General features: G+C 56.9%; 10 protein-coding genes. 2 read left to right on the forward strand and 8 right to left on the reverse strand.

From position 1 onward, the window contains the following. Window positions 1–9 precede the first annotated feature (9 nt). The 8 genes from bcsB to CYD26_RS20340 form a co-directional block, all read right to left on the reverse strand. On the reverse strand, window positions 10–2,310 hold the full coding sequence (gene bcsB, locus CYD26_RS20305) for a cellulose biosynthesis cyclic di-GMP-binding regulatory protein BcsB (RefSeq protein ID WP_102053464.1): 2,301 nt from the start codon (window positions 2,308–2,310) through the stop codon (window positions 10–12). Further along, window positions 2,307–4,901: a UDP-forming cellulose synthase catalytic subunit gene (gene bcsA / locus CYD26_RS20310; RefSeq protein ID WP_102053465.1), complete on the reverse strand. Its 2,595-nt coding sequence runs from the start codon at window positions 4,899–4,901 to the stop codon at window positions 2,307–2,309. Before bcsA ends, bcsB begins: the two co-directional genes overlap by 4 nt. Then, window positions 4,898–5,620, reverse strand: a complete 723-nt coding sequence (gene bcsQ / locus CYD26_RS20315) for a cellulose biosynthesis protein BcsQ (RefSeq protein WP_102053466.1) — start codon at window positions 5,618–5,620, stop codon at window positions 4,898–4,900. The genes bcsA and bcsQ overlap by 4 nt, the downstream gene beginning before the upstream one ends. After that, window positions 5,617–5,856: a cellulose biosynthesis protein BcsR gene (bcsR, locus tag CYD26_RS20320; protein WP_099774209.1), complete on the reverse strand. Its 240-nt coding sequence runs from the start codon at window positions 5,854–5,856 to the stop codon at window positions 5,617–5,619. The genes bcsQ and bcsR overlap by 4 nt, the downstream gene beginning before the upstream one ends. Continuing rightward, a complete protein-coding gene (gene bcsG / locus CYD26_RS20325; protein WP_102053467.1) occupies window positions 5,826–7,454 on the reverse strand; it encodes a cellulose biosynthesis protein BcsG in 1,629 nt (542 codons plus the stop codon). Before bcsG ends, bcsR begins: the two co-directional genes overlap by 31 nt. After that, the gene (gene bcsF, locus CYD26_RS20330; protein ID WP_102053468.1) at window positions 7,441–7,641 is read right to left on the reverse strand and encodes a cellulose biosynthesis protein BcsF; all 201 of its coding nucleotides are present in this window, start codon (window positions 7,639–7,641) and stop codon (window positions 7,441–7,443) included. The genes bcsG and bcsF overlap by 14 nt, the downstream gene beginning before the upstream one ends. Beyond that, the gene (locus CYD26_RS20335; RefSeq protein WP_102053469.1) at window positions 7,638–9,182 is read right to left on the reverse strand and encodes a BcsE family c-di-GMP-binding protein; all 1,545 of its coding nucleotides are present in this window, start codon (window positions 9,180–9,182) and stop codon (window positions 7,638–7,640) included. The genes bcsF and CYD26_RS20335 overlap by 4 nt, the downstream gene beginning before the upstream one ends. A 703-nt stretch (window positions 9,183–9,885) precedes the next feature. Then, the gene (locus CYD26_RS20340; protein ID WP_102053470.1) at window positions 9,886–11,313 is read right to left on the reverse strand and encodes an amino acid permease; all 1,428 of its coding nucleotides are present in this window, start codon (window positions 11,311–11,313) and stop codon (window positions 9,886–9,888) included. 460 nt (window positions 11,314–11,773) lie between these two features. Between CYD26_RS20340 and CYD26_RS20345 the strand changes: the two genes are divergently transcribed. Together CYD26_RS20345 and CYD26_RS20350 are read left to right on the forward strand one after the other, a co-directional pair. Further along, a complete protein-coding gene (locus CYD26_RS20345; protein WP_102053471.1) occupies window positions 11,774–13,225 on the forward strand; it encodes a PLP-dependent aminotransferase family protein in 1,452 nt (483 codons plus the stop codon). 57 nt (window positions 13,226–13,282) lie between these two features. Next, entirely contained in the window at window positions 13,283–13,723 is a 441-nt protein-coding gene (locus tag CYD26_RS20350) for a GNAT family N-acetyltransferase (RefSeq protein ID WP_102053472.1), read from the forward strand. Window positions 13,724–13,904 lie beyond the last annotated feature (181 nt).

A 13,904-nucleotide genomic window follows, 5' to 3' on the forward strand; every position in this document is an offset into this window, starting at 1 on the left:
TGAGCAACCTCACGGTTTGTTCGCCAGACGCCGACGTGCGACCCACTGCAGGACGCGCCACAGCAGGAAAGCCCCCAACAGCATGCTCATACTCGTTACCGCTGCGAGTACGGCAGGTTGATCGGAAAGTCGGTACCACACCAACATCCACCATGGCAGATGCCCGACGAAATATTGGTCGCCCACCTGCTGGCCGCTAACGCCACTGCTACGAACCAACACCACAGAGCCGGTCATCGCGTCCAGTTTTCCAGTGTCGTTGAGCACATCACGCAACAGTTGGTGGTCCTCATCACTGTTGGCCAGGAAGGCAACAATGCTGCGCTGGGCATTGAATGGCGACTGCAACCCGATAACCGCAGCCAGCGGCGCATTGGCGATCGAAGATGCCGGGATGCCTTCACCTGCAGACTCACCGGCATACGCAATGCCCGCGCCACCTACCTGCTGGCGTGAGGCATTCAGAATCGATGATCGCGTATGGTCGAGCAGTTGAGTAAGGTCTTGGCTCTTGCGCAGGTTCTGAGGCATCTGGCTCATCACCAGCAGATCTGCGTCGATGTTGGCGACCGCTTTCCAGTCGTCTGACAATCGCAACCCGAAAGCCGGCAGGCCAGACTGCGCTGAAATCCATGCGAGGGTTTCAAGCAAGGTACTGATCTGCGTGGCATCGCTGCGAGCGGGCACCATCACCATAGTTTCCGAGAGGTCGGCCATTCGGCTGAATGGGAAACCGCTGCGGGCGAAGGCACCCAGGTCCGGCATCCGGAGGTAGTGATGGTAGCCGGAAAGATCAATCGTCGACTCTTGGTCGATCAGCACCTGATTGGTCGACGGCAAGGACGTCTGGCAATGGCCCTTCTGGGCACTGCTCAAGGTACTGGCAAAGTTAAAGTCAAAACGCAGGGTGTTGCGGTCTTCGATTTTTAACGACGGCACCAACAGTTTGTGGCTGGCGTCGATCGAGTCGCTGGACAGCACCATCGCGCTCAAGCCTCTGATCACATCCCCGCTGTTCTTACCCAGCGGCAAACTGCTGATGAACTGATTGTTCAGGCTGATATTGAGCTGCGATGCATCATTGGTTGATGGCACGGTGTAGCGATACCGCGTTTCCAGTGGTACGCCTCGATTGAGCCAGAAAAAAAGATCCGGCGGGAGTTTCATTTCAAGGCTGATCGGCTGCGGCCGCAAGCCACTGGCTTGCAGTTGCTCGGGGTACTTGATCAGTTCGGCGAAACGCACGGGGCGATCGGTGCGCATCCAGTTCGGCGCGTCATAAGGCTGGCGTCGCGGTATGTCCCGGACCGTGTCCAAGGTCATCTGCGAACCACTCAACAATCCCCCCCCTAGTGCGAGGGTCTGCGCGGCAGTGACCAGGTCGTCTTCGTTACGCCCCAGCACAAGCAGCAACTTGCTGTAAGCGTCAGCGGGGTTATCAATTATCTGAATGGATGGCGCCTGGACCAGCGGGAACTTTTGCAGGTCTGCCAGCATTTTTGGCCGATGTTCGTTGCTGGCAAAGACGATCGAGGGCATTGCCCTGTTGTGCTCGCCCACCGCCGGTAACTGGTCAAACAACACCGGAAACTGTGTGCCACGCCAACCGGCCAAACTACCGAAATAAGACGCCAATATGCCCGCTGCACGCTGTTCACCCAACGTGGGTGACTCAGCGAACACCATGTTTACCATCGCCTGGTCCTGCCCTCGCGTATCAAAGAACGGCATCGGAAAATAGGCCAGATCGTTCTGCAGCGACAGCGCCTGCTCCTGGATGAGCAAGTGACTGGTACGGCTGACGTTCAGCCATAACGCACTGTTTGCGGGATCTTCGCAAAGCTCTGAATAGTGCCCGACGAACTCCAGGCGCACCCGATTGAAGTCGCTGACCAGGCGAGGATCAAGGATGAGCTCTTGAGTTGTCTTGTGCCCTAGCTGGTCTTTCGCGATGGGGACCACACTCATCAGGACATCATTGAGGTAAACCCGAAGGTGTGAGACCAGTGGTAGCAGCGCCGGTGAAGGCGTGTACTCCAATTGCAAGCGAACATCACTGGCGATCCGGTCATGACGCATGCTGAACACAATCTGATCGCTGTTGTGAATACCCAGCAACAAGCTGTCGGAACTTCGCCCCAACTTTTCGAAGCTGAGCGTTTTGCTCCAACTTGGAAGCCCGTTCAGTGATGACCTCACCTCATTCGGTGTCGAGGCCTGTGGCGTCAGAGGTTCAGCCTGCGCCAGGCAGAAGCCGAGGGCCGGGAGCAGAAAGCTGGTAAAGCAGAATGTCCTGAGAGTTCGGCTCATTGCGTGGTCACCGGTTCGCTAGAAGTGCTGGGGGAATGGGTCGGCACGCGCGGCAGATAGCTTGCCAGCCAGCGCAACACACGCAAGACCGGATTGATCAAGCGCGAGGCCCACGAAGGCAAATAGCTGAACAGCCGCCTGTAGCCGCGCCCACCCATTTTTAGAATCCCGATAAAGCTGTACAACGGTTGCTCGGGTTTGAACGCCTCGCGCCAGCCCAACCAGGCATCGGCGCGGGCGAATGTGCACTGCACGAAGTCAATTTTCTGCTGCACCGACATCTCGGCAAAACGGATACTGATGGCGCCTTTCTGGCTACGCGTCACGGTGCCCGGAAACAGGAACTCTCGAACACCACGCTGCATCAGCACCGAGATACGCGCGCCTGGCGACAGGGAAAGGTCGGCATTGACGTTGATGCATGCCCCGCCATCGGAGTAGTCATGCAGGATCCCCGGATAGCAATGACCGCTGTCCAGGCGCACCGCCGCAGGCAGTTTCGACTGGACCCGATGGGTACTGCGCACCTGACGCACTTCGGCGGCCACAGCGACCGCCACGCCAATAATGAGCAAGTTATAGACCACCCAGGTGCCACTGATCAGTACCGTGCTGTACTCGTTTGCCGGGCCATAGATGAAACGCCAGACCGCGAAAACCAGGCCTGCCAGGTTGAGCAGTGCAAGGATCAGGTACGGTTTGGCAATGCGCCAGTCAAACTGATTGTTTTCCATCAGGCCACCCTTGGCCGTGACATTGAATTTGCCCTTCTTGGGGCTGAACAGTGCCACGGTGGTCGGGCGGGCGATGTACCACGACAACACCGTTTCGTAGACTTCGCCCCAGAATGTCCGACGATAGGCCCCCTGCATCCTGGAAGTGGTCAAGCTGGCGTGAACCATGTGCGGCAATACGTACAACAGGATCATCAACGCCGGCGCATAAATGATGTAGGCATGCAGGAGCAGGAACGCCAGTGGCGCAGTGAGGAAAATCAACCGTGGCAGACCGGCCAGAAAGTGCAGCATTGCGTTGGCGTAACAGATACGCTGAAGGAGCGTCAGGCCTTTCCCGAGCAACGGGTTGTCGGTGCGGAAAATCTGCGCCATGCCCCTCGCCCAGCGAATACGCTGGCCAATATGCGCCGACAGGCTTTCCGTGGCCAGGCCGGCCGCTTGCGGTACACGTATGTAAGCGGAGTTCCAGCCATGTCGATGCAGACGCAGCGACGTGTGGGCATCTTCGGTTACCGTCTCCACGGCAAAACCGCCAATTTCATCCAGTGCAGAGCGCCGTAGCACGGCACACGAACCGCAGAAAAATGCAGCATTCCACAGGTCATTGCCATCCTGGACCAGCCCATAAAACAGCTCGCCTTCATTAGGGCTGCGACGGAACAGGTTCAGGTTGCGTTCAAATGGATCGGGCGAAAGAAAGTGATGCGGGGTTTGTACCAACGCCAGCTTCGGGTCACGCAGGAACCACCCCACGGTCAGCTGCAAAAATGAGCGCACCGGCAAATGATCGCAGTCGAAGATCGTTACCAGCTCGCCGTTTATATGACCCAACGCATTATTGAGATTACCAGCCTTGGCATGGGTATTATCGTCACGAACGATGTAACCGACACCCACTTCCTCGGCGAACTGTCGAAACACCTCGCGCCGACCATCATCCAGGATATAGATCTTGAGTTTGTCACGTGGCCAGTCGATGCCCAGTGCTGCGTAAACGGTGCCTCGAACCACGGCAAGGTCTTCGTTGTAGGTGGGAATCAGCAGGTCAACTGTCGGCCACAAGCGCACATCGCTGGGCAGTTGTACCGGCTTGCGCTCAAGCGGCCAACTGGTCTGGATATAGCCCAGGATCAACACTACCCACGAGTAGGTTTCAGCCATCAGTAGCAGTACACCACAGCCCAGGTCGAATGGTTTATCCCAGTTCAGCGTCGCGGTGTAGCGCCACCACAGGTAACGACAGGAGACGATGACCGACAACATGATCAGCATCAATGTAGGGAGGCGTCCCGGGATGCGCCGAATCAGCATGGCCAATCCCCAGAGCAGAATGACGAAAATCGTCTGATTGAGCAGGCCAAACGGTTCGGTGATGCACAGCAGCGCCAAGCCAAGCGCAATCACGGCAATCACACCATCAAGCAGGTATCGAACAGGGCGCCCTAGCCCGCCCCACCAATGTGTCCCCTGATGTAGGTGCGTGCGCTGTACAACACGCTCGGGCAACTGCTCCAGAACCTCGACGACACGCGCCCATACCTGCCGGCAGAGCCCAGCCAGGCGTTGCAGCAACCCCGGCTCACGGGCTTTACGGGGCACCCTCCCTAACGGACGAATCAGTAGCAGCCAGAGGCTTTGTATGGTGTAGCGTATCGGGTCACCCAGGCTCGGCGTCTTGCGGGCCAGGTGCGGATACCAGCGCATAGGCTGATCAAGCACGCTTCGCCAGGCGGGCGACTCAAGCGGCAGCACCAGCCAGGCCAGTGCGTTCATTGTCGCCAACAGAAATGCCACCAACGGGTTGCAACCATGCCGTTGGCGCAGATGAGCGTAGGGAAACCAACGGGTGATCATGGTCGTTCCTGGCGTTGAGCCAGGCACCAGGTGGCAAGGCTGAGCACATCCTGAGCCGCAAGGCTGGCAGGCGAATGTTGCCCAAGCGGCTTCTGGAGCGCCAATGCCTCGCGCATGGCTTCATCATTGTGGACCGCCAATGGCAGCATTCGTGCGCCAAAAAGCCTTCGCCAAATCAGTAGCATGTCGCGTTGAAGCAAACTGGCGGGCTCGAATCGATTAACCAACAAATAGCCATCCAGTGCTTCAGCGCGATGCAACAGCACGTGGCACGCCGCGTCAGCTTCGGCGACCTGAATCTGTAATGCACAACTACCGACCTCCGCATGCCCGGGCAAACGCTGAGGCAAGTCGAACAGCATCCAGTCAAAATGTTTGGCCAAGGCCGCCTGGCGTCGTGCCCAAACGTCAGGGTCCTTAGACAAACGATGCTCAACCTGCTGTTGCTCTGGATGATCCAACTGTCCATAAGGCAGCAGGCACAATTGCGGTTGCAGCGTCCAGGCCTGATCCTCCCAGTTCTGCTCATCGAGCAGCGCACGCGCCCAACCACCGCGCTCGCCAACTGACAGGTTGAAATGCAAGCCCAGGAGATTCTCAGGACACATGTCCACCAACAAGACGGACTGGCCGAGGTGGTGCAATGCATGGCCAAGGGCAGCCAGCAGCGAGCTGTTGCCAACCCCGCCGCGTACGCCGCGTACGCTCAGGGAAATCATTTCGCCTCCTGGCGTTCGAGCGGCAACACCCGTTCCTCGTGCTGCGCTACCTCGCTGACAGCCGCCAGCAACGGCCAACGTTGCAATGCACCCTTGAGTTCAAGCTGAGCGGAAACATCGACATACTCCAGATCAGGTAATTGCAGGCAAACCTTGAGCTGAGCAATGTCGGTAGTGTGCTCGTAGCGCAACAACACCTTCGAATTCAATTGAGTTTCTGCGGGTAAGGCAGCCATGCGCCATTCTCCTTGATTCGAACATAAGGTCGGCCGGCATACTCAAGCACTACGGTCCCAGCGTTCTCTGAAACCACCGGTGTTTGCGGAAGGCCAGTCAGCAAGGTAGTCAGGTCAAGGCCCTGCGGCTGGGCCTGCGCGACATAGAGACGGCTGATGATTTCCGAGAGGGCCAGAAAGCTGCTCGGTTCACTGATATGCAAGGGGCCGGTGCGTGGACTGACGCCCATCCCTACCAGCTTGATACCGACGGGTACATGGGTGATTGATGGGCTTGGAATTTCGCGCATGCCAGGAATCTGCATGCGGTCACCGTGCAGGGCGGCACCATGCTCCGGCACAATCACCACCACCACGCGCCGGCCACTTTGCTCCAGTTGCTTGATGAAGCCGCTCAAGTCACTGAGCAGCATCTGTGCACGCACTTTATAGTCCGCGCTCTTTGAGCTTCCGTCGGCGGCGAGCATGCGATTACCGTCATGCAAGGTAATGGTGTTGTAAAAAAGCGCCACACGCGACTGGCTCTCGCTTTCACGGTGCTGCCACCACTTATCCAAGACCTCACCATCACGCCAGATAGGCAGCCCCTCAAAACTGATTATCGGGTTCTTCAGCATATGGATATCAACGGCAGGCGCCGGGAGTGAACCCTGAGTGCGGACCCTGTCAATGAACCCTTCGAATTCACCGGAGTGGTTAAGCATCACTTCACTGGCAAAACCCAGCTTGCTCAGCTCGTCGAACAACAGGCACTGTTCTGGCGGTGTCTTGTACAAGGCGGTATGGCTTGCTTGGCCGCAACTGGCACGCAACAAGCGAATGGCTGCCGGCCCACTGTAAGAGGTGACAGAGTTGAAGTTGTCGAATACCACATCCATCTGCTGGAACAGCGGGTTGTCACGCAGGCCCACCGAGTCGATATCGTCCCAGGCCAACGAGCACACGTTAATCAACAGCAGGTCAAACGGCGGTGAGTCTGTAATCGGCGGTTTGAACTCGACACGACGTGTTGCTTCGGTGGTATAGAAATCCTGCAAGTAGCGGTTAAGGGTTTCATTGTCGGGATCGGCAACCATTACTTTCTTGGTAGCAACCCCTGGCGAGGCAACCATCGCAACGGCTTGCTCAGAGGGGGCCTGCAAGGCCAGCAAGCTTGTAGCACCCAACCAGGCCAAACCGATCAGGGTAAACGTTGTTACCCGTAACCACTGATGCACAAGACGGTACAGCACCATCACCAGGAGCAACCAGCCACAGAGACTCCAATTGATAAAGCGTCCCGCCAGTTCGAGAAAATACGCTGTGGAGAAGGACATCAGCCCCGGGTGATTTAACACGTTAGCCAAAGGCGGTAACCAGGTGTCCTGATAGAACAGCATCACCCCCACTGGCAGCGCGATCATAGCGCGCAGGATCTCCAGCTTTCGACTGTTCAGAGGCACCAACAAAAAGGCGGCAAAGACCAGGTTGGGCAGTATCTGCAGGTTGAGGTACCCCATCCAGAGCATGACGAACTTGATCAGAAAATAAACGTTCCACACCCCCAAACCGGTGTTGCGTCGTACAGGCTGAGACGGAATGACTTTAAGCTGGCTCATCGGACTCACCCTTTACCGTGGTGGCCGCCACGCGACGACGCAGGCCTTTTGACTTCAGGTAACGAGGCCGCATGCAACCTCGCAACAACGCCGTAAGCAAACGCCAGAAACTCTTGAAAAAAACAACCAGTGCCAATGTCAGTACACTGCTGAGCGCAATGACCTGCAGTAGATCGGAGGTGCTCATGGGCGATACTCCGTGACGGGCAAGACCATAGGCCGCGGCGTGTAGGTATTACTGCGCTGCGTATCCACTACCGCCCCTGTATCGGCATCAACCGAAGCCAGCCGGGCGCTCACCTGGGGAACCGCTGTATCCAATAAGGCTTTGCGTGGTAAACCTTCAATACCAAACAAAAACTGGCACTCACTGAACAGATCGTACCAAGGCAATCGGAAAATCCGCGCCAGTGCATTGGCCACGCCATCGGCCCTGCACGCAAACAGAAACAGGTACAACACACCGTCGAGCACGCATGCAATATCGCCAAGACGACGTAGATCGATCTGGTCGAGGTATTGCTCAGCCGCCATGTCATTGCGCGGCTGCAACCTCAACAATTGATGGCTGACTTCCCCGGCGTCACGCTCATAGATCGGGTCCAGTATCGAGATGAATTGGTGCGGCGACACCACACCACACACCGTCGGTGGCCGAAGCCGCTCAAACAACTCGTTTAACTTGATATTCAGGCTATGCCGCCAAACCTGCCCCTGAACACTGTCAACCAAACTGAAAAAACAGGCTGGCGAAACCCCATAGGGCACGATGATATTCGCCCCACAGGACACCAAAAGACGCTCATCCCGATAGCGTAAGCAAGCGGCCAATTCCCTTACGATGATTTTCAGCGAAATGCCGCAGCGCTCGCGCAACTCATACAATCGCTGGGCGAGTTCCTCGACTTGCAGATTGTTCGTTACCCCCACTATGACGCTTGCAGCTTTTGCCCGGCTTGCCTGAAGAAAAAGGTCGTCATAGTTATCGAACTGCCTCCACTGATGAGACAAGGGTGATATACCTTCCAGCACCGAGCGTAGCGCCAGGTAGAGCCGTTGGTCTTCGCTCTGTGCGGGTTGCGGATTGGTACGCTCGAACACAGCCAGCGCGAATCCCTCAGGATGTGCCTCCAGCTCAAACTCCTGCTCACTGCAAACGCCCAGCGGACTGTGCCAATAACTCAGTTGATAGCGGGTAACACCGTCACGACGATAGAGCCGCGCCAGCCCGGACAGCCGCTCATTCAGGCTTATCAAATGTGCATGAAGCTTCGGAGCCTGGCCATGACACAGCACCAGCAATGTGCAGCCGTGCCTATCCAACCAGGTTGCCAGGCTCTCACACCAGCGTTGCAAATTCTGGCTGCCGAACCCCTGCCAAGTGGCTGCAGGCAGCATCAAAACGATTGGGCTGCCCTTTTTGACCGCGGCTCGGCTCAATTCATGGTTCAACGATTCGAGCGCCGATCTGATTGAAGCCTCAGGCACTTCAAACAGCCTCAACGTGGCGGGGCCTGCGTGCCGTCCCAACGGGGCAACAACCTCTTGGGGGTCCTGGTTGAAGCACACCAAAGTGGCCGCTTGAATGTGCCCTAGCCCTTCCAGAAACTGAAATGCCAATATTTTGGCGTCGCTCACATGGTCAATGGACAGCCAGTAAAGCCCCCCTTGCCGCAGCAGCATTTGCTCATCGCGCAGATGTCGAATAGCTAGAGTGACCGGCTCCACTTCATTCCCCCTCCCTTGCAAACGCAAGGGATAGAAACCCCTATATACCAAGCATTTTCTCAGTAAAAAGAAACACCAAGCCTGATATCAATATAGTAGCGCTGAGTTTCTGGAGGTCTCTCTTTTAACGGCACCCGACCAACGGCAACTCATTGTCATGATGTTTAAACACAACCCATGAACTGCCGAGCTCACATCTTAGTCTATGCCCGAGGTATACAGCCGCCGCGACAACCGTGATGGCAATAAATCTCATTCTTCTTGATAATCAACCACCTTTATTGGATCCAATAAAGCGCAACATCATGTCGTCACATTCTTGACAGATTAATTGATACCCCCAAGTACCCACAGGCGGTGTATACGTTCTTGAAATTAACGAGACAGACGACTATTTCAAATCAATATCTCGCCAATGCCTGTTAACCAACCAAGCTGTTCAACCATTAACGTTAAAGTGCAGTGACCTTTCAGCATGACCAACGTACTGCAAACAAGCAGTACAGATCGTCATCTGTCAGCACGTACTGGGCGGTTGGCTGGGGCAGTGTCCGGCGTCTTTACCGGCAGGGCCTTGAGAAAAGCGCGAAATCGACGTTTACCGGCGCCTGAATAGCTGACAGGCACCGGTTACGCGCAGCGCCTGGCAGGACGCCAGGCGCGGATCCGGGCGAACCGAAGTCGCCCAGGAAGGGAGGCTGCTTCAGGCAGCCTTGTTTTTCAGGGCACGACGGTGAACCACTACACCCATGAGCGCCACGACGATGGACGCGATACCGGTAGAGATCACCAGCACCTGGTACTCATCAACGAAAGCCATGGTCACAAGGCACGCGATGATGAACGCAATCACCAGGTAGGTCAGCCAAGGGAACAGCCACATCTTCAGACGAATCTGCTTACCTTCGGCTTCCAGCTTGCGACGCATTTTCAGTTGCGAGAATGCGATCACCAGGTAAACCAGCATGGCAATCATGCCGGTGGTGTTCATCAGTACGTCCAGTACATCCTTGGGCCGCAGAGTGTCGCTGAAGTTGATCAGGGCAACAAACACCGCTACCGAGCATGAACCGAGAATCGAGAATACCGGTACGCCGCTGCCGGCGCGGGTCATCTTGAAGATCGCCGGCGCATCGCCACGGGTCGCCAGGGAGAACAGCATGCGCGAGGCCGTGTAGTGCGCCGAAATCATGCAGCTGCTCACCGAGGTCAGAACCACGAAGTTCATCACCATCTCAGCGCCAGGGATGCCCAACAGCTCCAGCGTACGACGGTAAGAACCATAGCCCGACTGGCCCAGCAGCGGATCGTTCCACGGCACCAGGGCTACGATCAGGAAGATCGAACCCACGTAGAACAGGCATACACGCCAAACCACCGAGTTGGTCGCCTTGACGATCTGCTCGGAAGGGTTTTTCGATTCGGCCGCAGCGATGGTAACGATTTCAGCACCGAGGAACGCGAACATCACCCCAAGCATGGCTACAACGACCGACTCAATGCCATTGGGCATGAAGCCTTCCACCGCCGTCAGGTTGCTGATGCCATGCACTTCACCGGTCGGCCACAAATTGACCACGGCCATGCCACAGACCACAAGGAAGCAGACAATGGCCACCACCTTGATCAGGGCGAACCAGAACTCGAACTCACCGTAGTGCTTGACGTTGAAGAAGTTGACGCCAATCAGCGTCAGGGTAGCGATCAACGTGAAGGTGTTGATGCTGACCGAGGGGAACCAGCCGTGCAGAATCTTGCCTGCGACGTAGGCTTCCCACGCCATCAAGATGACCCAGAACCACCAATACAGCCAACCGATGGTGAAACCGGCCCAACGGCCAATAGCGCGTTCGGCATAGGTGGAAAACGAACCCGTATCAGGCGATGACGTGGCCATTTCGCCAAGCATGCGCATGATCAGCACCACCAGGATGCCACCGGCCAGATAGGCGAGTACGGCAGCCGGGCCAGCGCTGTGGATCACACTGCCAGAGCCGACGAACAATGCGCCGCCGATGACCCCGGCAATCGACATCATGGTCAGGTGGCGCGATTTGAGCGAAGCACTGAGCTTGCTCTCATGCTCCGCCTTCGCTGTGGAAGTGGATGTGGATGTGGATGTTGCGTCCATCAGTAGTCTACCTCGTGTTCTTTTTATCTAAGGAAACTCGTGAAAGCACGACGGTCGTCGCGTTCACCTCTGCATCAGCTGTCTGATTGTGTGCACGATGGTGTGCCCGAGCCGACAAACGGCCGCGTTGGGCAGGGTTTCTATCGTGCTCAGGCTCGTCCGGTGGGCCTGAGATGTGGTGCAAGGGACGGATGAACGGCACCAATAGGCGACGACATCAGCGGAAAAGACGTGAACGGAGCACTCTCCGTCGGAAAAGCATCGGATAGATTGTGATTGTTCATGAAGCTTCAACGGCTTTGGTCTGGCGATAACTGACACCTAATGTAAAAATGTCTGACGCCAAGAGCCATGCACAGCGCGCACAAATCGTCACTGCACTGTACAGGTCGCCGATGCAGCACACTCCGTTTTCCTGCAGGTGCTTGGTGGTACGCTCATTTGAAGGCACAGCTTCCCCATGTTTGAATTACGACCCGACGCATCGCCCCCATTGGTCAACCAGATCATCAATGGGCTGCGTGAGTTGATCGAGAACAACACCCTCAAACCCGGCGCAAAAGTACCGTCGATTCGCGCCTTCGCCGCCACCTATTCGGTCAGCACGTTTACCGTAGTTGAAGCCTACGACCGTCTGGTCGCCCAAGGCTTGCTGATCAGTCGGGGCAATGCAGGCTTCTTCGTCAACCGCTCGGCAAACGAGCGGATCAACGCACAAACCAGCAAACCGCGCCCGGTCAAACCCACGTTCAACTCCGAGTGGTACTTGCAGCAGATTTTTGAAAGCCGACAACTGGCCTTCAAACCTGGCTGCGGCTGGCTGCCAAACGACTGGATGTTCGAAGACGGACTGCGTCGCGGCTTGCGTCAGGTTGCCAGCAGCGTGATGGAGCTCAGTGGCTATGGCGACCCCATGGGGCTGCTGGAGTTGCGCACGCTCACCGCCCAGAACTTGCAGCAGGACCTGCGCATCGTCGTGCCGCCTACCCAGTTGATGCTCACCCATGGCGGCAGCCAGGCGCTGGACCTGGCTGTGCGCACGCTGGTGCAACCGGGCGACGTGGTGCTGGTGGACGACCCCGGCTACCCCAACCTGATGAGCATCCTGCGCTTCCAGGGGGCCACCCTGATCGGTGTGCCGCGCACCCCGGCCGGCTACGACCTGGACCACCTCGAACGGCTGCTCGCGCACCACCGCCCAACGGTGTTTTTCACCCAGCCGCACCTGCACAGCCCGACCTGCTCGCGCACGCCCCTCGTGCAATTGCACCGCCTGCTGCAACTCGCCTCGCAGCACGGCTTTCGCATTGTGGAAAACAACCTCTACGCCGACATGATCGCCGAGCCCCTGCCCTGCCTGACCAGCCTCGATCACCTGCAACAGGTGGTGTACGTCGGCAGCTATTCCAAAAGCATCTCCCCCAACGTGCGCGTCGGCTACATGCTGGCCAACCCCTCGCTGATGCAGCAATTGCTGCACCTGAAGATGCGCTCGGGCCTGACCACCTCGCAGGTCATGGAACGCGTGGTGTATGCGGCTATCACCGATGGCCGATGGCGCAAACACCTCAAGCGCATGCGCCAACGCCTGTCGGAAGCGCAACAGGAAGTCAGCCGCCAGCTCACCCGGCTGGGCTTCGAGTTGTTTGTCGATTCAGATGAAGGCATGTACATCTGGACCCGTCACCCGGCCATCCCCGACAGTGCCGCGCTGGTTGACGAAGCCCTCAAACACGGCATCATGCTCGGCCCCGGGCAGTTGTTCATGGTCGACTCACAAGCCACGGGCTGGATGCGCTTCAACGTAGCATTCAGTACTGAACCGGCACTGTGGGAGCAACTGGAGAAGTTGCTGATCAAGCATGTTCACGCCGCCAAGGGGAGACTGATTGAAGCAAACTACAAATGTTAGCAATCAGGCCGATTGGGAAATAACCGTCAAATTGCATGGACAGCCACGGAGACACTCATGTCCTTCACAATCAAAACCGTAAGTGCCGGTGAAACAGCGATGGCTGCGGCGGCACTATGCGAGTTATGGCCGCGATACTCTGCGACTGAAATTGTTACTCAGGTTGATGAGTTTCTTCGTCCGAATGGCTACAACCTGATCGGCCTTTGGACAGATGAATCACCCAATGCAGTCTGTGCATTGGGTTATCGCATCCAACACTCCCTCTGGTTAGGAAAGTCGCTTTACGTCGTCGACATTGCAACACTCCCGCAATGGCGCGGAAACGGTTTCGGTTCAGCGCTGCTTGCCTGGGTAGAGGCAGAAGCAGAACGCCTGGGCTGTTCAGCCGTTCACCTTGACTCCGGTGTTGGAACTGACCGGGGCGCAGCTCATCGGCTCTACATGCAGCGCCACTATCAGATTGCCTGCCATCACTTCCTGAAGCGTTTGAGCTAACGCACTGAGCGTGCCCGCCTTGCGCGCGCACGCTCCTGGATAAGGCTGTTACACGCCGTGCATACCCTGAAGCCGTTCGGCATCAGCAGACTTGCGCTGGCGCTTTGAATCGCCCCTGGTTTTCTAGACACTCTCCAAGCTCAGGAAATAGCGTTTCTCATACTCTACTGGAGACAGCTGC

This window comes from Pseudomonas sp. FFUP_PS_473 (genome assembly GCF_002858665.1).
In the GTDB taxonomy this organism is placed as follows: Bacteria; Pseudomonadota; Gammaproteobacteria; order Pseudomonadales; family Pseudomonadaceae; genus Aquipseudomonas; species Aquipseudomonas defluvii.